This is a genomic window from Nocardiopsis sp. CNZ308 (assembly GCF_004217075.1).
This window is the reverse complement of record NZ_SHKJ01000001.1, coordinates 517,563-541,855: the sequence shown is the minus strand read 5'-3', so window position 1 is coordinate 541,855 and position 24,293 is coordinate 517,563. Positions and strand designations below refer to the sequence as shown.

Sequence of the window (24,293 nt, the reverse complement as noted above, 5' to 3'; positions counted from 1 at the left end):
CGCTTCTTCTTCCGCCAGTCGAGAGGAGATGACATGGACGTCATCGAGATCATCCGAGCCAAGCGCGACGGGGGAGAGCTGAGCCCCGGCCAGATCGACTGGGTGATCGACGCCTACACCCGCGGCGTGGTGGCCGAGGAGCAGATGTCGGCGCTGGCCATGGCGATCTTCCTGCGCGGGATGAACCGGGCCGAGGTGAGCCGCTGGACCGAGGCGATGCTGGCCTCGGGGGAGCGCCTGGACTTCTCCGACCTGGCGCGGCCCACCACCGACAAGCACTCCACGGGCGGGGTGGGCGACAAGATCACCCTGCCGCTCACGCCCACCGTCGCGGCCTGCGGGGCGGCCGTACCGCAGCTGTCGGGGCGCGGGCTCGGGCACACCGGCGGGACCCTGGACAAGCTGGAGTCGATCCCCGGGTGGCGGGCCTCGCTGTCCACCGGCGAGATGCGGGAGGTGCTGGACTCCACGGGCGGGGTGATCTGCGCGGCCGGGTCCGGGCTGGCCCCGGCCGACCGCAAGCTCTACGCCCTGCGCGACGTGACCGGCACGGTCGAGTCGATCCCGCTGATCGCCGCGTCCATCATGAGCAAGAAGCTCGCCGAGGGCACCGGCGCGCTGGTCCTGGACGTCAAGGTGGGGTCGGGGGCGTTCATGAAGGACGCCGACTCCGCGCGCGAGCTGGCCCGCACGATGGTCGACATCGGGAACGACCACGGCGTGCGCACGGTCGCGCTGCTCACCGACATGTCGGTCCCGCTGGGCAGGCAGGTGGGCAACGCCCTGGAGGTGGCCGAGTCCGTGGAGGTGCTGTCGGGCGGCGGACCCGCGGACGTGGTGGAGCTGACCGTGGCCCTGGCCCGGGAGATGCTGGCCGCGGCCGGGCTCGTCCCCGGTGAGGGCGGGGTCAAGGACCCGGCCGAGGCGCTGCGGGACGGCAGCGCTCTGGAGTCGTGGAAGCGGCTGGTCCGGGCGCAGGGCGGGGACCCGGACGCGCCGCTGCCGACGGCCGCCGAGCGCCGGGTGGTGCTCGCTCCGGCCTCGGGGACGGTGACCCGGCTGGACGCCTACCAGGTGGGGCTGGCCGCGTGGCGGCTGGGCGCGGGCCGGGCGCGCAAGGAGGACGCGGTGTCGTTCGGGGCGGGGGTGACCCTGCACGCCAAGCCGGGGGAGTCCGTGCAGGCCGGAGAACCGCTGTTCACGCTGCACGCGGACGAGGCGGAGCGCTTCGAGCGGGCGGCCGGGGCGCTGGAGGGCGCCTTCGACATCGAGCCGGAGGGCGGGGCGGGTCACGGGGCCCGGCCGCTGGTGATCGACAGGATCGCCTGACCCCTGAGGTCGTCTCCATGACCGTGGGGCGGTCACCGGGAAGCCGGTGGCCGCCCCACGGGGCGTCGGAGCGGGGGGAGGTGCCGGGGGCCGCCGCCCCGGGTGGGGCACCACCGCGAGGACGACGACGCGGACGCATCGCGGCTCTGACGCGGAACCGGAGCCGTTCCAGCGGTGTTCTGACAGGATCGTCGGGTCAACAGGACAGACGTGGCCGTGCCCTGGAGGTTCGATGTTTCGTCGGTGGCTGCCGTTGCTGCTCGTCGTGTTCGTGTCTTCCGCCTGCGCCGGTGACGGGGCGCGCGAGGCCGACGGGGGCGGTGACCCGTCCGCGTCCCCGTCGGACGCGGGGCCGGACGCCGAGCTCGTCGCCTGGGTGGACGGGTTCTGCGCCGTTCCCGAGGTCATGCCGGACCTGCTCTCCTACTCCTTCGCCGCCATGGCCCACTCGAACCCGACCGTCGAGGAGGACCGCCAACCGCTGCTGGACGCGTTCGCCGAGGCGGACCAGGCGCTGGCCGACCTGGACGAGGCGGCGGCCGCGCTGCCGCCCGCTCCGGTGCCCGCCGGGGACGAAGCGGTGGAGCGGTACCGGACGGACATGGAGGAGCGGAGGACGGAGCTGGCCGGGTACGCCGAGAACGCGCCGACGTACGCCGCCGAGGACCTCGGCGGCCTGTACGTACTCGGCGGCCTGACGGTGACGGAGCTGCCTCTCCCGTCCGACATGCCGTCGTACTTCACCGAGGACGACACCGAACTCGTCGCGGCCTCCGAGGAGGCGACGAACTGCGGCGGCGCCGCCGGGGACGGCGAATAGCGGCCGGAACCCGGCACCACCCACGGCTCAGCCGTCGGGTTCAGGAGGGGCCGAAGGCCTCGTGTCCGCCGACTCTCCGCCAGAGGACATGGACCACTCCCGGTTCGACCCCGCCCCGTACTGCCGGGCGGCGCGGCCGTCGGGGCCCAGGTCATCTCGTACACGGTCGCGCCGCCGGGAGCGGTGCGTCCCCGGACGCGTTTGACGCGCAGACCCGGACGGAACTCCCGGGCGTCGACATCAGGAACGAAGGCGTCCAGGGCCACCTTCTGGAACCTGTGCCGCTCAGCGGGGGTGAGGCGTTTCAGACCACGCAGGAAGCGGGGGAGCCGCTGGGAGGCCGGCACGCTCCACGCTCGCCCCCTACGCCGGCGAACATGTCCTCCGGGTTCATGAGGGTTCCGCCCTCGCCCGCACGGACCTGCTCATCGGCCTCCCGCTCTCCCCGCTGCCATTCCCTCGGTCCAGAACCAGCGCTGGTCCGAGGGAATGACGGTCAGCCCGCGCGGGACGACCTCGCCTTCCGGGGGCACGGAGAACTCGGTCTCGTCGCCCTCCTGGACGCGCCGAGCCCTGGTGGTCTCCGACGGCAGCGTGACCTGGTTCTTCCGTCGCAGGGTGGCGCGAGGTCGGCGCTCTCCGGTGCTCGTGGAACGCCTCCTCCGCACGCAGGCGGCACTCCACGCTCTGCCGGAAAGCCTGAAAGTGCACCTGTACGGCTTCCCGAACTTCGGCGGTCGTCGCCCATGCCGCGGGGCGGCGACCGGACCTCCGGTCGCCGCCCCGCGGCTGGACGGGGCTCCCCCCGCCCCGCGCGGATCAGTTCGGCATCGGCATGGGCTGGGGCGCGCTGCCCGCGGGCATCATGACGTAGGCCACGACCGCCAGCAGCACCAGCAGCAGGCTCACGATCAGCACGGAGGCGGCCAGCCACCGCGCCCAGGGCCGGGTCCGGAAACTCGCCAGGGCCAGCGCGAGCCCCGCCAGGATCGCCGTCAGCGCGGCCAGGCCGCCGCCGATGAGCAGCTGCACGGAGAACTGCGACACCTGGTCCACGGGCACCGGCTGGTCGCCGATGAGCACCACCGTGGTGAAGAGCTGGACCAGTTGGCTCGACAGCACCGTCACAGCGAGCAGGAACAGCGAGGTCAGGGCGAAGGTCTCCGCGCCCAGGGCACCGCTGGGCCGGTCGGTGCGCTCCGGGGCGGCCACCCCGGAGTCCGGTTCCAGCAGGGGCTCCTCCACCATGGCGGGCTCCTGCGCGGGCACCCCGGTCCCGGTGGCCGGGTCGGCCCCGGGCTCCGGCTCGCGGCCGGGGTCCCGTGCGGGCCCCCGGGTGGGGTCGGTCGGGTCGTTGCCTTCCGCTGATGTACTCACGCGGTCAACCTACCCGCCGAAGTACCAAGGGAGTTTCTACGAAACCCCTGTTCAGGACCCGGACGGCAGGGTGACGAAGGTCAGCACCGAGACCACGACCAGCAGCGTGCCCACGATCACGGCCGCGGCGGCGCCCCAGCGGCTCCACGCCCGCGTGGCCGCGCCGCCCCGCAGCAGCGACAGGGCCCCGGCGAGCACGGTCAGCGCGCTCAGCCCGCCCGCGACCATCACCTCGGCCGCGAGCGCGCTCGCCTCCCCGGCGCTGGTGTCGGTGGGGACCCGGCCCACGAAGAAGAAGCCGAAGAGTTCGAAGAGCCGGGTGTTCAGCGCGGTGAGGACGAACAGCATCAGGGCGATGACGCTGAAGGTCTCGGCGGCGAACAGGCCGCTGGGGGAGCGGACCGGCGCGCCCGCGATGAAGGCGCCGCTGGCGTCGGCCCCCTGACGCGCCCCCGGGGTCCCGGCCTCCCCGCGCGTTCCGGCGGTCCCGGCGGCACCGGTGCTCCCGGCCTCCGGGGTCTCCTCCGCCGACGTCCGCGCTGTCGGGGCCGCCTCCGTCGTCTCCGCCGCCTCCGCCGTCCCCTCGGGGGAGGCGGCGTCGTCGGCGGGGTTGGTGTCTTCTCGCGAGGTGTTCACGGCGCCAAACTACCGCGCGCCTCCCCCCGCTCCGAGGGGGAGTAACGCACGCTCCGTGGCCGGTTTCGGCCATACCGCGCCCACCCCGCCGTGTCCGCCCGGACCCGCCCGTCCGTACGGAAAAACAAGCACGTGTGCTTGTTTTCCCGTGTGATCGGTGTCACCCTCGTGTCCATGACCGCTGCTGCTGCCCCGGCGCCCCCGCTGCTGGTCGCGAACGCCTCCGGTTTCTACGGGGACCGCTTCGCCGCCGTCCACGAGATGCTCACCGAGGGGCGCGTGGACGTCCTCACCGGCGACTACCTGGCCGAACTCACCATGGCCATCCTCGGCCGCGACCAGCTCAGCGACCCCGGCCGCGGCTACGCCCGGACCTTCCTGGGCCAGATGCGCGAGACCCTGGCGCTGGTGATGGAACGCGGTACCAGGGTGGTCGCCAACGCGGGCGGCCTCAACCCGCGCGGCCTCGCCGACCGGCTCACCGAACTCGCCGACGGGCTCGGCCTCGAACCCCGCATCGCCTGCGTCACCGGCGACGACCTCATCGACCGCGCAGAGGAACTCGACCTGGGCTCCCCCCTGACCGCCAACGCCTACCTGGGTGCCTTCGGCATCGCCGCCTGCCTGGAGGCGGGCGCCGACATCGTCGTCACCGGCCGCGTCACCGACGCCTCCCTGGCCGTGGGCCCGGCCGCCGCCCACTTCGGCTGGACCCCCGGGGACCTGGACGCCCTGGCCGGAGCCACCGTCGCCGGGCACGTCATCGAGTGCGGCACCCAGGCCACCGGCGGCAACTACGCCCTGGCCGCCGAACTCCTGCGCGAGGGCCGCGACCTGGACCGGCCCGGCTTCCCCCTCGCCGAGATCCACGCCGACGGCAGCGCGGTCATCACCAAGCACCCCGGCACCGGCGGCGCCGTCACCACCGGGACCGTCACCGCCCAGCTCGTCTACGAGGTCGCCGGAGCCCGCTACCCCGGCCCCGACGTCACCGCCCGCCTGGACACCGTGCGCCTCACCCGGCAGGGGCCCGACCGCGTCCTGCTCAGCGGAACCCGCGGCGAGGAACCGCCCCCCGACCTCAAGGTCGGCCTGACCAGCCTCACGGGCTTTCGCAACGAGGTCGAGTTCCTGATCACCGGCCTGGACGCCCGGGCCAAGGCCGCACAGGCCGAACGCCAGATGCGCGCCGCCCTCGCCGACCGCGCGCCCGACGACCTGCGCTTCACCCTCGTGCCCGCCCGGGACCCCCACGGCGACACCCAGGACGCGGCCACCGCACGCCTGCGCGTGGTCGCCCGCGACCACGACCCCGCGGTCGTGGGCCGCTCCTTCGGCGCGGCCGCCGTGGAACTGGCCCTGGGCAGCTACGCCGGGTTCCACCTCACCGCGCCGCCGCGCGAGGCCCGCCCCGACGGGGTCGCCGCCGCGCACGCGCTCGTGCCCGCCTCCGAGGTCGCCCACACCGCGATCCTGCCCGACGGCGCCAGGGTGCCCGTCGCGCCCGCGCCCCGCACCCGCGTCCTGGCCGGAGTCCCCGAACCCCCGCTGCCCGAACCCCTGCCCGAGGGCCCCGCCCGCCCGGTCCCGCTCGGCCTGGTCCTGGGCGCGCGCAGCGGAGACAAGGGCGCCGACGCCAACCTGGGCGTGTGGGTGCGCGGCGAGAACGCCTGGCGGTGGCTGGCCACCACCCTGACCGCCGACCTGCTGCGCGAACTCCTGCCCGAGACCGCGGAGCTGCGCGTCACCCGGCACCTGCTGCCCAACCTGCGCGCCGCCAACTTCTGGATCGAGGGACTGCTCGCCCCCGGCACCGCGCGCCGCGAGGGCGACGACCCGCAGGCCAAGGGGCTGGGCGAGTGGCTGCGCGCCCGCCGCCTCCCCCTGCCCGAGACCGTGCTGGCGGAGGTGGAGCAGCCGTGAGCGTGCCCAGGACCGGGAGCGTTCCCCTCCCCGAGACCCTGCCGCAGGGGGGCCAGCCGTGAGCGTGCTCAGGAGCGGGCTCGACACCGCCTCACCCGCCTTCGCCGAGGCCCGCGAGGCGATGCTCGCCAAGCTCGCCGAGATCGACGCCGAGCACGCCAAGGCCCTGGCCGGGGGAGGGCGGCGCTACGTGGAGCGCCACCGCGCCCGGGGCGGCCTGCTGGCCCGGGAGAGGATCGAACTCCTCCTGGACGAGGGCAGCCCCTTCCTGGAGCTGTCTCCGCTCGCCGCCTGGGGCAGCGACTTCCACGTCGGCGCCAGCCTCGTCACCGGCGTGGGCGCGGTCTCCGGCGTGGACTGCGTGCTCGTGGCCAACGACCCCACCGTGCGCGGCGGCTCCAGCAACCCGTGGACCCTGAAGAAGACCGCCCGGGCCGCCGAGATCGCCGAACGCAACCGGATGCCGCTGGTCAGCCTGGTGGAGTCCGGCGGCGCCGACCTGCCCACCCAGAAGGAGATCTTCATCCCGGGCGGTCGCGCCTTCCGCGACCTGACCCGCCTGTCCGCCGCCGGGATTCCCACCGTCGCGCTGGTCTTCGGCAACTCCACCGCCGGGGGCGCCTACATCCCCGGCATGAGCGACCACGTGGTCATGGTGCGCGAGCGCTCCAAGGTGTTCCTGGGCGGGCCGCCGCTGGTACGGGCGGCCACGGGCGAGGAGAGCGACGACGAGTCGCTGGGCGGGGCGCGCATGCACGCCGAGGTCTCCGGCCTGGCCGACCACCTGGCCGAGGACGAGTACGACGCGATCCGTGTCGGAAGGCGGATCGTGGCCCGTCTGGGACACGTCAAGGCGGGGCCCGCCCCGCGCCCGTCGGCACCCGACCCCCTCTACCCGGCCGAGGACCTGCTCGGGATCATGCCGCCCGACCTGCGCGTGCCCGTGGACCCGCGCGAGATCATCGCCCGCCTCGTGGACGGCTCGGTGTTCGACGAGTTCAAGCCCTCCTACGGCGGCGGCCTGGTCACCGGCTGGGCCGACCTGCACGGCTACCCCGTCGGCGTGCTCGCCAACGACCACGGCGTGCTCTTCAGCGCCGAGGCCCAGAAGGCCGCCCAGTTCATCCAGCTCGCCAACCGCGCGCACACGCCGCTGGTGTTCCTGCACAACACCACCGGCTACATGGTCGGCCGCGAGTACGAGCAGGGCGGCATCATCAAGCACGGCTCGATGATGATCAACGCCGTCTCCAACAGCACCGTCCCCCACTTCTCGGTGCTCGTGGGCGCCTCCTACGGCGCGGGCCACTACGGGATGTGCGGGCGGGCCTACGATCCGCGCTTCCTGTTCGCCTGGCCCAGCGCCCGCTCCGCCGTCATGGGCCCCCGCCAGCTCGCCGAGGTGCTGTCCATCGTCGCCCGCCAGTCCGCGGCGGGGAAGGGACAGCCCTACGACGAGGACCAGGACGCCGCCCTTCGGGAGATGGTGGAGCGCCAGATCGAGGCCGAGTCACTGCCCCTGTTCCTGTCCGGGCGGGTCTACGACGACGGCGTCATCGACCCCCGCGACACCCGCACCGTCCTGGGCCTGTGCCTGTCCTACGCCCACAACGCCCCCGTCCGGGGCACCGACCGCTTCGGCGTCTTCCGAATGTGAGGAGACCGTGAACCACACGCCCTCCGCCGTGTCCTCCGGTGGTTCCGCCGAGGCGGTTGCCACGGCCCCCGGCCAGCCCCCGCCGCCGCGCCCCGTCACCCGCCTCCTGGTCGCCAACCGGGGCGAGATCGCCCGCCGGATCCTGCGCACCTGCCGCTCCCTGGGGGTGGCCACCGTCGCCGTGCACGCCCCCGGCGAGGAGGACGCCGCGCACGTGGCCGAGGCCGACACCGCCGTGCGCCTGCCCCTGCCCCGGGGACGCGGCCCCGTGGACGCCTACCTCGACCCCGACGCCGTGGTGGCCGCCGCCCGCGCCTCCGGCGCCGACGCCGTCCACCCCGGCTACGGCTTCCTGTCCGAGAACCCCGCCCTGGCCCGCGCCGTCACCGGCGCCGGGCTGACCTGGATCGGCCCCCCGGCCGAGGCCGTCGAGAGCATGGGCGCCAAGACCCGGGCCAAACGCATCGCCCGGGACGCCGGGGTACCCGTCGCCGACGCCCTGGACCCCGAGCGGGTGCGCCCCGAACACCTGCCCGTGCTGGTCAAGGCGGTCTCCGGCGGCGGCGGACGCGGCATGCGCGTGGTCCGCGACCTGGCCGACCTGCCCGCCGAGGCCGCCGCCGCCCGCGCCGAGGCGGCTTCGGCCTTCGGCGACCCGGCGGTGTTCTGCGAGCCCTACGTCCCCCACGGCCGCCACGTCGAGGTGCAGGTCCTGGCCGACACCCGCGGCACCGTGTGGGCCCTGGGCGAGCGCGACTGCTCCCTCCAGCGCCGCCACCAGAAGGTCGTCGAGGAGACGCCCGCCCCCGGCCTGCCCGACGACCTGCGCGAACGCCTGCACGAGGCCGCCCGCCGCCTGGCCCGCGCCATCGGCTACACCGGTGCCGGAACGGCCGAGTTCCTCGTCCCCGTGGGGGAGGAGGGCTTCGGCGAACCGGTCTTCCTGGAGATGAACACCCGGCTCCAGGTCGAACACCCCGTCACCGAGTGCGTCACCGGACTGGACCTGGTCGAGTGGCAGATCCGCGTCGCCGAGGGCGAGGCCCTGCCCGGGGGCGGCCCGCCCGCGCCGCGCGGCCACGCCGTCCAGGCCCGCCTGTACGCCGAGGACCCCCGCGACGGCTGGCGGCCCCGCACCGGCGTCCTGCACGCCTTCGACGTCCCCGCCGACACCCGCTTCGCCGCGCCTCCCGCCTTCGGGGTGCGCCTGGACAGCGGCGTCGAACCCGGCGACACCGTCGGCGCCGACTTCGACCCCCTGCTCGCCAAGGTCGTCGCCCACGGGCGCGACCGCCGCGACGCGCTGCGCCGCCTGGCCGCGGCCCTGGCCGCCGCGCGCGTGCACGGGGTGGGCACCAACCGCGACCTGCTCGTGCGGGCGCTGCGCCACCCCGCCTTCGCCGGGGCCGAGACCCGTCCCGAGGGGCTGCACACCGGCTACCTGGACGGCGACCGCCTCAGCGCCCTCGTCCAGCCCCTGGCCGACCCGGCCACCGAACGCCTCGCCGCGCTGGCCGCGTCCCTGTCCGCCGCCGAGGCCGCCCGCGCCGACGCCGCCACCCCCGCCGGGATCCCCGCCAACTGGCGCGGCCTGCCCTCCCAGTCCTTCGTCCGCCAGCACGACGTCGACGGCGACGAGGCGAGGCGGACCACCACCGCCTACCGCACCCTGAGGGGGACCTACCTGCCCGAACAGGCCGGGGTCCGCGTGCTCTCGGCCGCGCCCGACCGGGTGGTCCTGGAGACGGACGGCCTGCGCCGCGCCTTCGACGTCCACCGCCCCGCCGCGGGCGGCGACGTCCACGTCGACTCCCCCCTGGGGTCGGTCACCCTCACCCCCGTCGACCCCCTGCCCGAACCCGAGGCCGCGGTCGATCCCGGCGCCCTGCCCGCGCCCATGCCCGGCACGGTCACCGCCGTGGAGGTCGCCGTGGGCGAGCGGGTCGAACCCGGGCAGACCCTGCTGCGCATGGAAGCCATGAAGACGGAGCACCGCGTCACCGCCCCCGCCGCCGGTGCCGTCCGGGAGATCCCGGTCGCGGCGGGGCAGAGGGTGCCCGCCGGGGCGCCCCTCGCCGTCCTCGACTACGAAGGGGCCACGCCGTGACCGGTGCCATGACCTTCAACGAACCCGCCGAGCGCGTCGCCCTGCGCGCCGCCGTGTCCGCGTTCGCCGCGGGGTACGGGTCCGAGTACTACCGGGCCCGCGCCAAGGAGGGCGCCTACCTCACCGAACTGTGGCGCGAGGCGGGCGGGCTCGGCTACCTCGGCGTCAACATCCCCGAGGAGTACGGGGGCGGGGGTGGCGGCATCGGCGACCTGGCCGCCGTCCTGGAGGAGCTCAGCGCGGCCGGGTGCCCCACCCTGATGATGGTGGTCTCCCCGGCCATCTGCGGCACCGTCCTGACCCGCTTCGGCACCCCCGAGCAGCGCGCGCGCTGGCTGCCCGGCCTGGCCACGGGCGAGACCATCATGGCCTTCGCCATCACCGAGCCCGACGCGGGGTCCAACTCCCACCGCATCACCACCACCGCCCGGCGCGACGGCGGGGGCTGGGTGCTCAACGGCCGCAAGACCTTCATCTCCGGCGTGGACGTGGCCGACGCCGTCATGGTCGTCGGACGCGTCCAGGACGAGGACACCGGGCGCCTGTCCGCCGCGCTGTTCGCGGTGCCCACCGACGCCCCGGGGTTCGAGGCCCGCCGGATCGAGATGGACCTGGTCAGCCCCGACCACCAGTACCAGCTGTTCCTGGACGACGTGCGCCTGCCCGCCGACGCCCTGGTCGGCGACCCCGGGGCCGGGCTCCTTCAGCTCTTCGCCGGGCTCAACCCCGAGCGCATCATGGCCGCGTCCCTGGCCTCGGGCAGCGCCCGCCACGCCCTGGACAAGGCGGTGGCCTACGCCAGGGAGCGCACGGTCTGGCGCGAGACCCCCATCGGCGCCCACCAGGGGCTGGCCCACCCGCTGGCGCAGGTCAAGATCGAGCTGGAGCAGGCCCGCCTGATGACCCAGCACGCGGCGCTCCGCTACGATTCCGGCGACGACGCGGGTGCGGGGGAGGCGGCCAACATGGCCAAGTACGCCGCCGCCGAGGCGTGCGTGCGCGCGGTCGACCAGGCCGTGCAGACCCTGGGCGGCAACGGCCTGGCCAGCGAGTACGGGCTGGGGTCGGCGATCGCCGCCGCCCGCCTGGCGCGCATCGCGCCGGTGAGCCGGGAGATGGTGCTCAACTACGTGGCGCAGCAGTCCCTCGGCCTGCCCAGGTCGTACTGAGCGGTCGGCGCGCGGACACGGGCGGCCTCGGGGACGCGGGGACAGGGGGAAACAGCGACGTGGACACCGGGGCCGACCGCGAGCCGCGCCAGGAACGCAGCCGGGCCACCCGCGCCCGACTGCTGGAGGCCGCCGTGGCCTGTCTGGCCGAGGAGGGCACGGCCGGCGCCACCGTGGGCGAGGTCGCGCGGCGGGCCGGGGTGTCACGCGGTGCCGCCCAGCACCACTTCCCCACCCGCGAGGACCTGTTCCTGGCCGTGCTGCGGCACATGCTCGACAGCCGAGGCGCGGAGCTGCGGCGCGGAGCGGCCGCCGTCCCCGAGGGCGGCGGCCGCACCGAGGCGGTCGTGCAGATGGTCGTGGACGCCTTCACCGGAACGGACTTCCGCGCCGCCCTCCAGCTGTGGTCGGCCGCAGCCAGCGACCCGGTCCTGCGCGAGCGCATCATCCCCATGGAGGAGCGGATGGGCCGGGAGATCCACCGGGCCGCCGTGGAACTGCTGGGGGTGGACGAGTCGGTCCCCGGGGTCCGCGAGACCGTCCAGGCCACCCTCGACCTGGCACGCGGCCTGGGACTGGCCAACCTGCTCACCGACGACGGGCCCCGGCGGCGCCGGATCGTGCGCCAGTGGGCGCGCACCCTGGACGGGCAACTGCGGACCCCGGCACCGTGAACCGGCTACCTCGACGGCACGGAGCGTGCTTATCATCGAAGCGGCGCGGGGCCGCGGGCCCGCGCCGAACGTCATCCCCGGACCGGACAAGGCGGTGTGAAGGTGAGCGCGGATGCGGGCAGGGACCTTCCGGACCTGGCCAGGCGGGCGTTGGACGCCTTCGCCGAGAGCGCCTCGCGCCGCAGGGACCGCGACGCCCTGATGGACAACGCCTTCGCCGCCCTCTTCGCCCTGTACCGGGCGACCACGCCCGCGCAGCGCAGATCCCCGGGCGGCCAGGAGTTCAGCGCCACCCTGGCCGAGCTGCTGGTGGGCGGCCGCAACCCCGACCGGCTCAGCCTGTACGTGGTCCGCACCCAGACCGCGGCCGAGAACGGCGAACACGAGGCCTACCGCCCCGCCTGCTGGCGGCGGTCCATGCTGGAGCTGCTCGGCGAGGAGTTCGTGCCCTGGGAGGCCTTCCTGCGCCCGGGCGACCTGGAGGCCCTGCCGCGCATCGACGAGGCCCTCACCGCGGTGGCGGGCCGGGCGCGGCCGGTCAACGAGGAGGAGGTCCCCTCCTGGGTGCCCGAGTCGCACTGGTGGTGGTGGGAGCCCGCCCGCCAGCGCGGCGAGGAGGCCCCCGAACGCCACGACAGCGGCACTCTGGACGCCGTCGGGGACTGAGACCCCGGTCCCTCACGCGCCGGCTGACGCGGTCCTGGCGGCGACGAGGTCCCGGTACCAGGCGAAGGAGTCCTTGGGGGTGCGCGCCTGGGTGGCGTGGTCCACGTGCACCAGTCCGAAGCGCTGGTGGTAGCCCTCGGCCCACTCGAAGTTGTCGGTGAGCGTCCACACGAAGTACCCGCGCACGTCCGCGCCCCGCTCCCGCGCGGCCTCCACGGCGGCCACGTGCCCCTCCAGGTAGGCGATCCGCTCGGGATCGGCGATCCGCCCGCCGGGGGAGACCCGGTCCTCGTAGGAGCAGCCGTTCTCGGTGACGTACAGCGGCGGCAGCGCCTCGCCGTGGCACTCACGCAGCAGGTCGATCATCCGGCCCAGCCCCTCGGGCACCACCGGCCACCCGAACGCGGTCACCGGCGCCCCGGCGACCTCGCCGAACCCGAACGGCAGCCCCGACCCCTCGTCGGGCGCGGTGGCCACGGTGGGGTTGTAGTAGTTGACCCCGAGGCCGTCCGCGCTGCCCGCCACCGCCTTCAGGTCGCCCTCGCGCACGCCGGGGACCTCCGCGACGCCGAAGGCCGACAGGTCCGGGTAGGCGCCGGTCAGCACGGGGTCGGTGAACAGCCGGTTGTGCAGGGTGTCGTAGGCGTGCGCGGCGGCGGCGTCGGCCTCGGAGCCGGTGGCGGGGCTGACGGGGGAGTAGTTGTTGGTGAGTAGTGCCTCCAGGCCGCGCGAGCGCAGCTCCCCGGAGGCCAGCCCGTGCGCGAGCAGCATGTGGTGGGCCACCCGCATCACCTCGGGCACCGCCAGGGTCCGCCCCGGGGCGTGGACGCCGAGCGCGTGCCCGTAGGTGGTGTGCACCAGGGGCTCGTTCAGGGTGATCCACCGGTCCACCCTGTCGCCGAGGCGGTCGGCGGCCGCCGCCGCGTACTCGGCGAACGCGTACGCCGTGTCGCGTGCGCTCCAACCGCCCGCCTCCTCCAGCGCCTGGGGCAGGTCCCAGTGGAACAGCGTCGGCACCGGGGTGATCCCCCGGGCCAGCAGCGCGTCCACCAGGCGGTCGTAGAAGTCCAGACCGGCTCCGTTCACCGCGCCGCGCCCGGTCGGTACGACCCGGGGCCAGGCGAGCGAGAACCGGTAGGCGTTCACCCCGAGCCGGTCGAGCAGTTCCACGTCCTCGGCCCACCGGTGGTAGTGGTCGCAGGCCGGGGCGGGGCTGTGCCCGTCGCGGACCGCGCCCGGACGCTGGGCGAAGACGTCCCACACCGACGGGCCGCGCCCGTCCGCGTCGAGGGCGCCCTCGATCTGGAAGGCGGAGGAGGCCACTCCCCACAGGAACGGTGACGACATGGACGGTACCTGCCTTTCGCTGGGTCTGACGGGGTGATCGGCGGTCGGGGGGCGGACCGGACGGACGGGGCGGAACCTGCGGGCGTTCATGCCACACCCCGGATCCGCCACACCAGCACCCCGCCCAGCAGGCTGAGCAGCCCGCACACGGTGTACAGGACCGGGTAGCCGCCCAGGTGGACCACGATCGGACCGGCCAGGGCCGGGGCGATGACCTGCGGTCCGGCGCTGGCGATGTTGACGATCCCCAGGTCCTTGGCCCGCCCGCCAGCGCTCGGCAGGACCTCGGTGACCAGGGCGTTGTCCACGGACAGGTAGACGCCGAAGCCGACCCCCAGCACCACCGCGCACACCAGGCTCATCGGCCACGTCGGAAACGCGGCGATCAGGAAGGCGGGCACCGCCGAGACCGCTCCGGACAGGCACACCATCCCCCTGCGGCGGCCGATGCGGTCCGAGACCAGGCCGGCCAGCACGGTCGTGGCCACGACCGCCGCCGTGTACACGGCGATCAGCGCCAGCAGCCCGTCCGCGGCCGAGGAGCCGGGGAACAGCTCCTCGTAGCCCACCGCGTCGGTGAGGAAGTAGAGCAGGTAGAGGGTGAACATGGCGTTGCCCGTCTGCATGAGGAAACGGGTCAGCCACGCCCAGCCGAAGTCGGGGTGGCGGCGCGGGGACACCCACAGCCCGCGCGCGAACCCGCTCCAGGAGGGGCGCGCCTCGCGGGGCAGCGGCGGGTCGGGGGACAGCAGCGCGAACGGCAGGACGCACAGGACGGTCAGCGCGCCGAGGAGGGCGTAGCCGGGGGCGATCCCCGTGACCACCACGGTCACCAGGAGCACCGCCACCACCACGCCCGCCGACTGCGGTACGCCGATCCACCCCGAGACCACGCCGCGCTGGCGGACCGGCACGTGGTCGGGCACGGCCGCGAGCAGGGTCGCGTTCAGGCAGGACAGCGCGGCCTGGACGAAGGACCACCCCACCAGGACGCCGAGGACGCCGTCCTGTCGGCCGAGCACCACCAGGCCCAGACCGCCCAGGAGCGCACCGGCCAGGATCCAGGGGCGTCGGCGCCCGAACCGGCCGGTGGTCCGGTCGGACAGGGCCCCGGCCAGCGGGGTGCCCAGGGTGGAGCAGGCCGCGCCCGCCCCGGTCACCCAGGCCAGGGCGGTCTCCTTGGCGTCGGGGGCGAGCAGGCCGACCTGTTCGGGCAGCAGGACCTGGAGCGGGCCGAAGAAGGCCATCCACATGCCGAGGTTGGCCAGGCTGATCCCGGCCACCCACAGGCGGCGTACGGGCCGGGTGGGTTCGGCGAGCGCGGCGGGCGTTCGCGGGGCGGGGTCGGGGGAGGGCTGCGCGGGGGGTGGGCGCACGTGTGACCTGCCTAACATGAATGCGTCTCATGTTAAGGGGGTCGCCCCGCCGAGGAAAGACCCGTGGCGGAGTCGGTTCGCGGCGCACCGGCGCGGCCCCGGGGTCCGTCGTACGCGGCGGTGGGTCCGGTGCTCCAATGGCTTGGTCAAGTTTGACTAGTGGATCCCGGGAGGGCTACCCTCGCAAAGTAATCAAACTTGACTAATGGGAGGTGCGCGTGGCCGGAACGGACACCGCGCGGGCGGGCGGGGGCACGGAAGGGGACACGGGACAGGGGCGGCCGGAGGCGGCCGTGCGGGCCAACGAGACGACCGTTCCGCTGCTGCCGTGCGTCTCGGCCGAGGAGACCCTGGAGTTCTACCGGGCGCTCGGCTTCGAGGTCACCTACGAGCAGACCAGGCCCTACCTCTACCTGGCCTTCCGCTGGAGCGGGTTCGAGCTGCACTACGGCCGCGCCTCGAAGGGCCTGGACCCGGGGCTGGAGAACAGCGGCGGCTGCATGGTCATGGTCGACGCGGTCGCGCCCTACCACGCCGCCCTCACACAGGCCATGCGCCGGGCCTACGGCAGGGTCCTGGCCAAGGGTCTGCCCCGCATCACGCGCCACCGGCCGGGCGCCAGCCGCTTCACTCTCGTGGACCCCTCGGGTAACTCGCTCATCTTCATCCAGCGCGGCGAACCCGAGAGGCTGGAGTACGGCGGCTCCAGGGAACTCGACGGGCTCGCCCGCGTCCTGGACGGCGCGCGGATCCTGCGCGACTTCAAGACCGACGACCTCGCCGCCTTCCGGCGGATCCGCTCCGGACTGAGACGGCACGGGGACCGGGCGCCCGCGGTGGAGCGGGCGCTGGCGCTGGCCATGCTCATCGAACTCGCGGTCGCCCTCGGCGAGGAGGAGGGCGTCCAGGAGTGGCGGGAGCGGCTGGGCGCGATCACCCTCACCGGCGATGAGCTGAACAGGGTCGAGGGGGAGCTGCGCAACGCCTCCGCGCTGCGGCACTGGCTCGGCGCGCGCACCCCGGAGCCGGACGGGGACTGAGGGGCCGCCTCAGCCTGAGGAGGCCGCGCCCGGCTCCTCGCCGGTGAGGACGCCCTCGTAGGGGTCGCCCCCCTCACCGGCGAAGGAGTAGGCGCCGCCCTCGATCCGCCGGATCAGCGAGCGCGTCCACGCCGCGTCCGACTCCGCGGAGTGCACCCACATGTCCATGATCTCGCCGATGTGGCCCGCCTGTCCGGGCCCCTCCTCCGGGGCGTAGTGGGCGACCACGCCCCCGCGCCACTCCTCCAGGCCCTCGACCCGCCGCCTGAGCAGGTCGACCGCCTCCCGCCGGGGCAGGTCGACGACGAAGCCCAGACCGGCCGAGAGCACGTCCGTGTGCGCGTCGTGCGAGGACACCGCCCGGCGCAGCAGGGCGAAGTACTCCCGGGTGCCCTCCCCGGTGATCTCGTACTCGGTCCTGGGCGGCCCCCCGGCGGTGGACGGCGCGGTCTCGTGGGCGTGCAGCAGCCCCTGCCGGGCCATCTGCTTGAGCGCGTGGTAGATCGATCCCGGCTTGGCGTTGGACCACTCGTGCGCGCCCCAGGACTCCAGGTCGCCCCGCACCTGGTAGCCGTGCGCCCGCCCGCGCAGGCGGACCGCCCCCAGGACCAGCAGCCGGATGGCCGACATCCACACCCCTCATCCCACCAGCGCGTCCGTACCGTTCGACGGCCCGTGCCGTCCGACTCCGACCAGCCTATCCACGCGCCCGCGCCGGTCCGCGCCCCGCGCCGCCTCCCCCGTGCCCCGGCGGGCGCCGGCACGGGGGAGGGGCGGCGCTTGGGAGGGTTCTCAGCCGCGCCCGGGGACCGGGTCGCCCTGGCGGGCGTGCTCGCCGCCCAGCGCGATCGGCGCGGCCAGCCACTCGTCGCGCAGGCCGAACGCGTTCACCAGCTGCACGGCGTAGGGGCGCAGGCCCCGGCACAGGTCGTTGACCGCCTGGGTGACCGCCTTGGCCCGCGAGGTGGAGAGCCGCTCGTGCTCCAGGAACCACGCGCGGTTCTCCTCGACCACCGACATCACGTACAGGTCGCACAGCCGGTTGAGCAGCTTGGCGGTCGCGGTGTCCCCGCAGCGGTCGATCCCCGCCACGAACGCCTCCAGCACCACCCGGTCCATGTGCGCGCGGCCCGCGGCGAGCACGTGGTCCTGGGCGCGGTTGAACACGTCGAAGGCGTCCTCGCCGTTCCTGCCGGACCTGCGCAGCCGCGCGGCCAGGCCCTCGATGACGTGCTTCTCGCGGTCCTCCAGCAGCTCCAGCTGCCAGCCCCGGTTGTACAGGCTGGCCTCCTCGCCGCGCCCCGGGGCGGCCGCGACGAGCCGCTCGATCAGCGGGATCGCGGCGGTGCGCTCGATGACCGTCTCGAAGACCTTGCCCGCCATGAACCGGGCCAGCCCCAGCTGGTCCATGTCGCCGAACGAGTCCTTGAAGTTGGTCAGCAGGCCCTTGGTGAGCTGCTGGAGCAGGACCGTGTTGTCGCCCTCGAACGTGGTGAAGATGTCGGAGTCGGCCTTGAGCTGCGGAATCCGGTTCTCGGACAGGTACCCGGCGCCGCCGCACGCCTCCCGGCAGGTCTGGATGGTCTGGCTGGCGTGCCAGGTGGCCACCGCCTTGAGCCCGGCCGCCCGCGACTCCAGTTCGCGCTGGGCGTGCTCGTCGCGCTCGGGGGAGCGGGACAGCTCGTGCAGCCGGGTGACCAGCTCCTCCTGCGCGAAGTGCAGCGCGTAGGTGCGGGCCAGGGCGGGCAGCAGCTTGCGCTGGTGCGCCAGGTAGTCCAGGACGCGCACCTCCCGCTCGGGCCGCCCCTCGCCGTCGGGCCGGGTGAACTGGCGGCGGGTGTCGCCGTAGCGCACCGCGATGGTCAGCGCGGCCTTGGCCGCGCTCCCCGCGCCGCCCGCCACGCTGATCCGGCCCCGGACCAGGGTTCCGAGCATGGTGAAGAAGCGTCGGCCCTTGCTCTCGATGGGGCTGGAGTAGGTGCCGTCGGCGGCCACGTCCCCGTACCGGTTGAGCAGGTTGGTGCGCGGCACCCGCACGTGGTCGAACTCCAGCCGCCCGTTGTCCACGCCGTTGAGCCCGGCCTTGGGGCCGCAGTCGCCGATGCGCACGCCCGGCATCGGCCTGCCCCGCCCGTCCCGGATCGGGACCACCAGGGCGTGCACGCCGTGCTCCTCGCCACCGGTGCTCAGCTGGGCGAACACCACCGCCAGGCGGCCGTCGCGGGCCGCGTTGCCGATGTAGTCCTTGCGCGCCGCCTCGTCGGGGGTGTGGACCACGAACTCCTCGGTGTCGGGGTCGTAGACGGCCGTGGTGCGCAGGCCCTGCACGTCCGAGCCGTGGCCGGTCTCGGTCATCGCGAAGCAGCCGGGCAGCTCCATCGACATCGCGCCGGGCAGGTACTCGGCGTGGTGGGACTCGGTGCCCAGGGCGCTGATCGCTCCGCCGAACAGCCCCCACTGCACGCCCATCTTCACCATGAGCGACAGGTCGTTGACCAGCATCTCGAAGCCGACCACGGACGCGCCGACGTCGTCGCGGCCGCCCACCGAGGCGGGGAAGCCGTAGGCGGGCAGGTCGGTCTTGGCCAGGGCCTTGATCTGGGTGAGCGTGCGGGCGCGGTGCTCCTCCACCGACAGCCCGTACACGGGGGCGTACAGGTCTCCCCGCAGGGCGTCGCGCATGTGTTCGCGCACGTGGGCCCAGCGGCCGTCGAGCAGGCCGCGCAGCTCGGCCTCGTCCACTCTCAGCGCCTGTTCGTTCATGTGCTCCCCCTGTGGTCCTGGCTGACGCGGCCCGGCCCGTGTCCGCCGCCGGAAAAGGGGCGGGTCGAGCACGGAACCGTACCCGCGGGTACACGTCCCACGTTAGGGGCGGGTGGGAAGTCAGACGGCCAGGGAGGCGGTCGCGGGGTCCCGGGCGGCGGTCGCGTCGGCGTCCACCCGGCGCAGGAGTTCGTCCAGGGACAGGCCGAGCGCGGCGGCGATCGCCGCGACCGTGAAGAACGTGGGGGTGGGGATGCGCCCGCCCTCGATCTTGCGCAGGGTCTCGACCGAGATCCGGGCCTCGCGCGCGACGTCGACCATCGTGCGCTCCGCGCGGGCCCGGCGGAGCAGGGCGCCCAGGAGACGCCCGCGCTCGATCTGGTCTGCGGTCAGCGGTTCACGCACCATGCGACGAGTCTAACGCCACGGCGCCGGATCGGTATATCAATACCGGTGATGCTGTTCCGTCGGCGCGGGGACGAAGCGGGGCCAGGACCCGCCCCCGCGCCCGGGCGCGGGGAACCTAGACCAGTCCCGGGACGGCCAGCTCCAGACGGCCCCCGTCCGCGTCGAGCAGGGCGGGCACCCCCAGCGGAACCGTGAGCTGGGCCGCGCAGTGCCCGAACTCCAGCCCCCACAGCACCGGCACCCCCAGCGGCTCCAGCCGGTCGCGCATCAGCTCGGCGACCACCTCCGGCCCCGGCGGGCAGTCCGTCCACGAACCCAGGGCCACCCCGGCCAGCCCGGCCGCCCACCCCGTGCGCAGCAGGTGCGTGAGCATCCGGTCGATCCGGGCCACGTCCTCACCGACGTCCTCCAGCAGCAGGATGCCGCCGGAGGCCGACAGGCGGCTGTGCGGCGTGGCCAGACCGTCGTTGAGCAGGCTCAGGTTCCCGCCGAAGGTCACCCCCTCGGCCCGCCCCGGCACCAGCGCGTGCGCGCCCGGCGAGGTCAGCACGGTCCGCCGCTCGGGCTCGAACAGGGTGGCGCGCAGCTCCTCCTGGGCCACCGGATCCCCCACGAAGTACCCCGTGCCGACCACGGGCCCGTGCACCGTGGCCACGCCCAGCTCCACCGCGAACGCCTCGTGCAGCGCCGTGATGTCGCTGAACCCGACCAGCGCCTTGGGCTCGGCCCGGCGCATCGCGTCGAAGTCCAGCAGGTCCACCGTCCGGTGCGCCCCGTCGCCGCCGCGCACGCACAGCACCGCGTCCACGTCCGGGTCGCACCAGGCCTCCTGGAGGTCGGCGGCCCGCGTGGCGTCCGCGCCGGCCAGGTAGGGCAGCCGCGGGTGGCGTTCGCGCACGTGCGGGGCCAGCTCCACCTCCAGCCCCCAGCCGCGCAGCGTCCCCACCGCGGCCTCCAGCCGCTCCGCCGGAACCGGGCTGCACGGGGCGACCAGACGCACCCGGTCGCCCTCCCGCAGGCGCGGCGGACGGACCAGCGCGCGCACACCCCGCGCGTCCGCGACCCGCACCGCCGCGTCCGCCACCTCGGTCATCGCCTCTCCCACCCTGGGCACTCTCCCTCGTCCACGCGCCACCGGACGCGACGCCTCTCCCCACCATCGGTGCTCGGACACTCCCGCGACCGGACCCTTCGCGGCCACGCCTCCCGGAGCCCGGCCCCTCCCAGTCCCAGCCTCCCAGCCGGACGGGGGTTTCGCCGTTCAGGCGCGCAGGAAGGTGTCCAGCGCGCGCACCCCGAAGCTCAGCCCCTCCAGCGGCACCCGCTCGTCCACACCGTGCAGCAGACCCGAGTAGTCCAGGCCCTCGGGCTGCGCCAGGGGCGAGAAGCCGTAGCAGTCGATGCCCAGCCGGGAGAACACCTTGGCGTCGGTGCCCCCCGACAGGCACACCGGCACCACGTGGGCCCCGGGGTCGTGCAGCAGCAGGGCCTCGCGCAGCTCCGCGAACGCGGGGGAGTCCACGGGCGCGGACACCGGCGGCGAACCGTGCGCGTACTCCCAGGTCACCCGGTCGCCGGTGAGCTCCTCCATGACCGCGGCGAACTGCTCCTCCGCGCCGGGCAGCACCCGGCCGTCCACACCCGCCGTGGCCTCCCCGGGCACCACGTTCACCTTGTACCCGGCCGAGAACATCGTGGGCGTCGCGCTGTTGCGCGTGGTCGGGCCGATCAGCGGCGCGGCCGTCCCCAGGCTGGCGACCAGGGCGTCCACCGCCTCCGCGGTCGCCGTGTCACCGGGGAAGCGCTCCACCTCCAGGGCCGCGGCGATCGCGTCGATCGCCGCCCGCGTGACGGGGGTCAGGTGCAGCGGCCACTCGTAGCCGTCGATCCGGGCCAGGGCCGCGGCCAGGGCGCCGATCGCGTTGTCGCGCGGCGGCCGGGAACCGTGCCCGGCCGTGCCCTGGGCGCGCAGGCTCAGCCAGGCGCTGCCGCGCTCGGCCGCGCCCACCGGGTACAGGCGCACCGGCTCCCCGGAGGCGGTGCGGGCGTGGATGGTCTCCCCGCCGCCCTCGCCGATCGCGGTGGTGCAGCCCTCGAACAGTCCGGCGTGCTCGCGGACCAGGTAGTCGGCGCCGTAGGCGGCGCTGTCCTCCTCGTCGGCGACGAAGGCCAGCACGATGTCGCGCCGGGGCCGCAGCCCGTGGCGCGCCCAGTGGCGCACCACGGCGGTGACCGTGGCGATGGTGTTCTTCATGTCCACCGCGCCGCGCCCCCACAGCGCGGGCACGCCGGTGACCGGGCAGTCGGCGACCTCACCGGCGAAGGGGGGCAGCGTCCAATCGGCCGCGTCGGCGGGCACCACGTCCAGGTGGCCGTGCACCAGCAGCGCCGGGGCCGAGGAGTCGGTGCCGGGAACGCGCACGACCACGTTCGCGCGCCGGGGGGCCGACTCCAGCAGCAGGGGGTCCAGTCCGGCGTCGCCCAGGGCCTCGGCGACGTACTCGGCGGCCTCGCGTTCGTCGCCCTGACCGCCCCCGTGGTTGGTGGAGTCGCGGCGGAGGAGCCCCCGGGCCAGGTGGACGGCGTCCTCCCCGGCCGCCGCGAGGCCGTCGGCCCCTTCCGGGAAGCCGTCGGTTCTCTCTGGGAAGGAAGTGGCGATGTGGCCCACGAGCGCGCCTCGCTCTCGCTGAGGTGTCAGTAACGGGGGAGGACCTTAGTGACCAGTGGTGACGAAGTGGTGCTCCCCGGCACAGTTCTACCAGCCCCGCCCGCCGCGCCCCGGCATTCGCGGGCGGCGGTCCCCCGCGGCCCCGGCCCCGGCCTCAGCCGTAGCGCTCCTCCATGGCGTTGGAGATGAGCGTGGTGACCGCCTTGAAGCAGCGGATCATCTCGTAGGCGTCCGGGGAGACGTACCGGACGCGCCGCACCCCCGTGCGCGTGACGCCGGGGACGACGGCGGCGGCCTGGGCCAGCTGAGCGGAGTCCACCTCCACCTCCACGGCCCGGGGCCCGGGCCCGACGGGGTCCAGGCGCCCGGCCAGGGTCATGGCGGCGCGCGCCCCGGCCCGGATGTCCCGCGCGGTCGCGGCCGGGGGACGGCAGCGGGCGGCGTACCGGCTGACGTGCTCCTTGACCGCGACCGTCCGCGCGAACGGGGCGTAGGTCGCGGCGTCCTCGCAGGCGCGGTCGTCCCCCGTGACCAGGATGACCGGGGTGCCGTACTCGGCGACCACCGCGGCGTTGAGACGGCCCTCGCTGGCGGGTTCGCCGTCCAGCCACACACCGGTCACCGCGTTGGGCAGGTAGGTGTGCGCCAGCACGCCCTCGTCGCCGGCGCCGCAGTGGTAGCCGAGGAACACCACGCCGTCGCAGTCGCCGGACTGCACGCCCTCGACCATGGACAGCTCCTTGTGCCGCCCGGTGATCATCGTGGCGTCGGTGTTGAGCTCCTCCAGCAGGAGGTTGCGCATGGTCGCGTGCGCCTCGTTGACCAGCACCTCGGTGGCGCCGCCCTCCAGCAGGCCCTCGACGGCGGCGTTGACGTCGCTGGTGAACATGGCGCGGCAGCGCTGCCACTGCTCGGTGCCGGGCTCGACGTCGGCGGGCCAGGTGACGCCCGTGGCGCCCTCCATGTCGGCGGAGATGAGGATCTTCACCCGCACGACCCTACGCCCCGGTCCCCCGCCGTGGCCACGTCCGGACACCGCGTTCCGCCCGGAGGCGTACGGGAGGGGACCGGGGCGGCGGTCACGGCAGGGTGAGGATCTCCGCGCCGGACTCGGTGATGACCAGGGTGTGCTCGAACTGGGCGGTCCACCTGCGGTCGGCCGTCACGGCAGTCCAGCCGTCGTCCCACATGTCGTACTCCACGCCGCCGAGCGTGATCATCGGCTCGATCGTGAAGGTCATCCCCGGCTCCATGACCGTGTCCGCACGCGGGTCGTCGTAGTGCGGCACCACCAGACCCGAGTGGAACTCCGGCCCCACGCCGTGCCCGGTGAAGTCGCGGACCACGCCGTAGCCGAAGCGCTTGGCGTAGGACTCGATGACCCGGCCGATCACGTTGATCTGGCGGCCCGGCCGGCACGCCTTGATCCCGCGCATCATGGCCTCGTGGGTGCGCTCGACCAGCAGCCGGTGCTCCTCCGAGACGTTCCCGGCCAGGAAGGTGGCGTTGGTGTCGCCGTGCACGCCGTCCCGGTAGGCGGTGATGTCGATGTTGACGATGTCGCCGTCGGAGACCACGGTGTCGTCGGGGATGCCGTGGCAGATCACCTCGTTGAGCGAGGAGCACAGCGACTTGGGGTAGCCCTTGTAGCCCAGCGGGCTGGGGTAGGCCCCGTGGTCCAGCAGGAACTCGTGGCCGATCCGGTCCAGCTCGTCGGTGGTCACGCCGGGCCGGACGTTGCGGCCGACCTCCTCCAGCGCCTGGGCCGCCAGCCGTCCCACCACGCGCATCCGCTCGATGGTCTCGGGGGTCTGCACGTCGCCCAGAACCCCCTCCACGGGGTGCTTCCGTCCGACGTACTCCGGGCGGACGATGTGGGAGGGAACCGAACGTTGTGGCGAGATTCGCCCAGGAACCAGCGGAGTAGTCATGGACACTGATTGTAGTTCGTGGGTCGGCCCCGCGGTCCTGGACGATGCCCCTCCCCCAGGGGTGTAGGGGACGCCCGGGCCTGGGTAGGTCCCCCCGGAAAGCACGTTCCCGTCCGGGCGGCGTCCCGTAGAAAGCGAGTCACGGTGAGCGAGGACACTCAGCTGGACGACAAGTGGTGGTACTGCCTCCGGCACAACCGGGTGGAGCACGGCCCCGGATGCCCCAACAAGGAGCGCATGGGCCCCTACCCGGACGAGGCCACCGCCGCCAGCGCGCTGGCCATCGCCGCCCGGCGCAACGAGGCCTGGGACGAGGCCGACGAGGAGGAGCGGTGAACACCGCCCGCGTGCGCTCCGGTCCACCGCGCGGCGCGGTACCGGGGGCGCCTTCCGCCGGCGTCT

21 protein-coding genes are annotated in these 24,293 nt (G+C 74.5%); 10 read left to right on the top strand and 11 right to left on the bottom strand.

Annotated features, from left to right (window positions below; all coding sequences use genetic code 11):
• Nucleotides 1-33: 33 nt before the first annotated feature.
• Both EV372_RS02325 and EV372_RS02320 read left to right on the top strand, forming a co-directional pair.
• Nucleotides 34-1,329, top strand: a complete 1,296-nt coding sequence (locus EV372_RS02325; protein ID WP_130394654.1) for a thymidine phosphorylase — start codon at nucleotides 34-36, stop codon at nucleotides 1,327-1,329.
• A 232-nt stretch (nucleotides 1,330-1,561) separates the two neighbouring features.
• Nucleotides 1,562-2,149: a hypothetical protein gene (locus EV372_RS02320; protein ID WP_130394653.1), complete on the top strand. Its 588-nt coding sequence runs from the start codon at nucleotides 1,562-1,564 to the stop codon at nucleotides 2,147-2,149.
• An 819-nt stretch (nucleotides 2,150-2,968) separates the two neighbouring features.
• Here the strand turns inward: EV372_RS02320 and EV372_RS02305 are convergent.
• Together EV372_RS02305 and EV372_RS02300 are read right to left on the bottom strand one after the other, a co-directional pair.
• Nucleotides 2,969-3,526 (bottom strand): hypothetical protein, encoded by a 558-nt coding sequence (locus EV372_RS02305; RefSeq protein ID WP_253794501.1) that lies wholly within the window; start codon nucleotides 3,524-3,526, stop codon nucleotides 2,969-2,971.
• A 51-nt stretch (nucleotides 3,527-3,577) separates the two neighbouring features.
• Nucleotides 3,578-4,162, bottom strand: a complete 585-nt coding sequence (locus EV372_RS02300) for a hypothetical protein (RefSeq protein WP_130394652.1) — start codon at nucleotides 4,160-4,162, stop codon at nucleotides 3,578-3,580.
• Between the two features lie 150 nt (nucleotides 4,163-4,312).
• Here EV372_RS02300 and EV372_RS02295 point away from each other — a divergent pair, with 150 nt between their 5' ends.
• From EV372_RS02295 to EV372_RS02270, 6 genes are all read left to right on the top strand, one after another.
• Nucleotides 4,313-6,085, top strand: a complete 1,773-nt coding sequence (locus EV372_RS02295; RefSeq protein WP_130394651.1) for an acyclic terpene utilization AtuA family protein — start codon at nucleotides 4,313-4,315, stop codon at nucleotides 6,083-6,085.
• Nucleotides 6,086-6,143: 58 nt separating this feature from the next.
• Entirely contained in the window at nucleotides 6,144-7,742 is a 1,599-nt protein-coding gene (locus tag EV372_RS02290) for a carboxyl transferase domain-containing protein (protein WP_130394650.1), read from the top strand.
• A gap of 7 nt (nucleotides 7,743-7,749) precedes the next feature.
• Nucleotides 7,750-9,849, top strand: a complete 2,100-nt coding sequence (locus EV372_RS02285; protein ID WP_130394649.1) for an ATP-binding protein — start codon at nucleotides 7,750-7,752, stop codon at nucleotides 9,847-9,849.
• Nucleotides 9,846-11,018 carry an acyl-CoA dehydrogenase family protein gene (locus EV372_RS02280; protein WP_130394648.1) on the top strand — a complete coding sequence of 391 codons (1,173 nt, stop codon included), beginning with the start codon at nucleotides 9,846-9,848 and terminating at the stop codon, nucleotides 11,016-11,018. Before EV372_RS02285 ends, EV372_RS02280 begins: the two co-directional genes overlap by 4 nt.
• A 59-nt stretch (nucleotides 11,019-11,077) precedes the next feature.
• A complete protein-coding gene (locus EV372_RS02275; protein ID WP_130394647.1) occupies nucleotides 11,078-11,692 on the top strand; it encodes a TetR/AcrR family transcriptional regulator in 615 nt (204 codons plus the stop codon).
• Between the two features lie 96 nt (nucleotides 11,693-11,788).
• Nucleotides 11,789-12,358: a hypothetical protein gene (locus tag EV372_RS02270; RefSeq protein WP_130394646.1), complete on the top strand. Its 570-nt coding sequence runs from the start codon at nucleotides 11,789-11,791 to the stop codon at nucleotides 12,356-12,358.
• Nucleotides 12,359-12,370: 12 nt separating this feature from the next.
• Here the strand turns inward: EV372_RS02270 and EV372_RS02265 are convergent, their stop codons facing one another.
• Together EV372_RS02265 and EV372_RS02260 are read right to left on the bottom strand one after the other, a co-directional pair.
• Nucleotides 12,371-13,705 carry a GH1 family beta-glucosidase gene (locus EV372_RS02265; protein WP_130394645.1) on the bottom strand — a complete coding sequence of 445 codons (1,335 nt, stop codon included), beginning with the start codon at nucleotides 13,703-13,705 and terminating at the stop codon, nucleotides 12,371-12,373.
• A gap of 86 nt (nucleotides 13,706-13,791) precedes the next feature.
• The gene (locus EV372_RS02260) at nucleotides 13,792-15,081 is read right to left on the bottom strand and encodes an MFS transporter (RefSeq protein ID WP_130394644.1); all 1,290 of its coding nucleotides are present in this window, start codon (nucleotides 15,079-15,081) and stop codon (nucleotides 13,792-13,794) included.
• 218 nt (nucleotides 15,082-15,299) lie between these two features.
• On the opposite strand from EV372_RS02260, the gene EV372_RS02255 reads away from it, so the two are divergent.
• Nucleotides 15,300-16,121: a VOC family protein gene (locus EV372_RS02255; protein ID WP_130394643.1), complete on the top strand. Its 822-nt coding sequence runs from the start codon at nucleotides 15,300-15,302 to the stop codon at nucleotides 16,119-16,121.
• 9 nt (nucleotides 16,122-16,130) lie between these two features.
• On the opposite strand, the gene EV372_RS02250 is transcribed toward EV372_RS02255, so the two are convergent.
• The 7 genes from EV372_RS02250 to map all read right to left on the bottom strand — a co-directional run bounded on the left by EV372_RS02250 (nucleotide 16,131) and on the right by map (nucleotide 23,891).
• Nucleotides 16,131-16,751, bottom strand: a complete 621-nt coding sequence (locus EV372_RS02250; protein ID WP_130394642.1) for a PadR family transcriptional regulator — start codon at nucleotides 16,749-16,751, stop codon at nucleotides 16,131-16,133.
• A gap of 162 nt (nucleotides 16,752-16,913) precedes the next feature.
• Complete coding sequence (locus EV372_RS02245; protein ID WP_130394641.1) at nucleotides 16,914-18,884, bottom strand: acyl-CoA dehydrogenase family protein; 1,971 nt, start codon at nucleotides 18,882-18,884, stop codon at nucleotides 16,914-16,916.
• A gap of 120 nt (nucleotides 18,885-19,004) precedes the next feature.
• Nucleotides 19,005-19,292 carry a helix-turn-helix domain-containing protein gene (locus tag EV372_RS02240; RefSeq protein WP_094804110.1) on the bottom strand — a complete coding sequence of 96 codons (288 nt, stop codon included), beginning with the start codon at nucleotides 19,290-19,292 and terminating at the stop codon, nucleotides 19,005-19,007.
• Between the two features lie 115 nt (nucleotides 19,293-19,407).
• Complete coding sequence (locus EV372_RS02235) at nucleotides 19,408-20,385, bottom strand: S66 peptidase family protein (protein WP_130394640.1); 978 nt, start codon at nucleotides 20,383-20,385, stop codon at nucleotides 19,408-19,410.
• A gap of 168 nt (nucleotides 20,386-20,553) precedes the next feature.
• Complete coding sequence (locus EV372_RS02230; protein ID WP_130394639.1) at nucleotides 20,554-21,960, bottom strand: M20/M25/M40 family metallo-hydrolase; 1,407 nt, start codon at nucleotides 21,958-21,960, stop codon at nucleotides 20,554-20,556.
• A gap of 154 nt (nucleotides 21,961-22,114) precedes the next feature.
• Nucleotides 22,115-22,948, bottom strand: a complete 834-nt coding sequence (locus EV372_RS02225; RefSeq protein ID WP_130394638.1) for a M55 family metallopeptidase — start codon at nucleotides 22,946-22,948, stop codon at nucleotides 22,115-22,117.
• A gap of 91 nt (nucleotides 22,949-23,039) precedes the next feature.
• Nucleotides 23,040-23,891: a type I methionyl aminopeptidase gene (gene map, locus EV372_RS02220; RefSeq protein ID WP_081642986.1), complete on the bottom strand. Its 852-nt coding sequence runs from the start codon at nucleotides 23,889-23,891 to the stop codon at nucleotides 23,040-23,042.
• Between the two features lie 144 nt (nucleotides 23,892-24,035).
• On the opposite strand from map, the gene EV372_RS02215 reads away from it, so the two are divergent.
• Nucleotides 24,036-24,227: a hypothetical protein gene (locus EV372_RS02215; protein WP_013154223.1), complete on the top strand. Its 192-nt coding sequence runs from the start codon at nucleotides 24,036-24,038 to the stop codon at nucleotides 24,225-24,227.
• The last annotated feature ends 66 nt before the right edge of the window (nucleotides 24,228-24,293 follow it).

Coding starts and splice junctions, on each gene's coding strand:
- EV372_RS02325 (WP_130394654.1), top strand. CDS start 34: ATGGACGTCATCGAGATCATCCGAGCCAAGCGCGACGGGGGAGAGCTG.
- EV372_RS02320 (WP_130394653.1), top strand. CDS start 1,562: ATGTTTCGTCGGTGGCTGCCGTTGCTGCTCGTCGTGTTCGTGTCTTCC.
- EV372_RS02265 (WP_130394645.1), bottom strand. CDS start 13,705: ATGTCGTCACCGTTCCTGTGGGGAGTGGCCTCCTCCGCCTTCCAGATC.
- EV372_RS02250 (WP_130394642.1), bottom strand. CDS start 16,751: ATGTCGGCCATCCGGCTGCTGGTCCTGGGGGCGGTCCGCCTGCGCGGG.
- EV372_RS02245 (WP_130394641.1), bottom strand. CDS start 18,884: ATGAACGAACAGGCGCTGAGAGTGGACGAGGCCGAGCTGCGCGGCCTG.
- EV372_RS02240 (WP_094804110.1), bottom strand. CDS start 19,292: ATGGTGCGTGAACCGCTGACCGCAGACCAGATCGAGCGCGGGCGTCTC.
- EV372_RS02235 (WP_130394640.1), bottom strand. CDS start 20,385: ATGACCGAGGTGGCGGACGCGGCGGTGCGGGTCGCGGACGCGCGGGGT.
- map (WP_081642986.1), bottom strand. CDS start 23,891: ATGACTACTCCGCTGGTTCCTGGGCGAATCTCGCCACAACGTTCGGTT.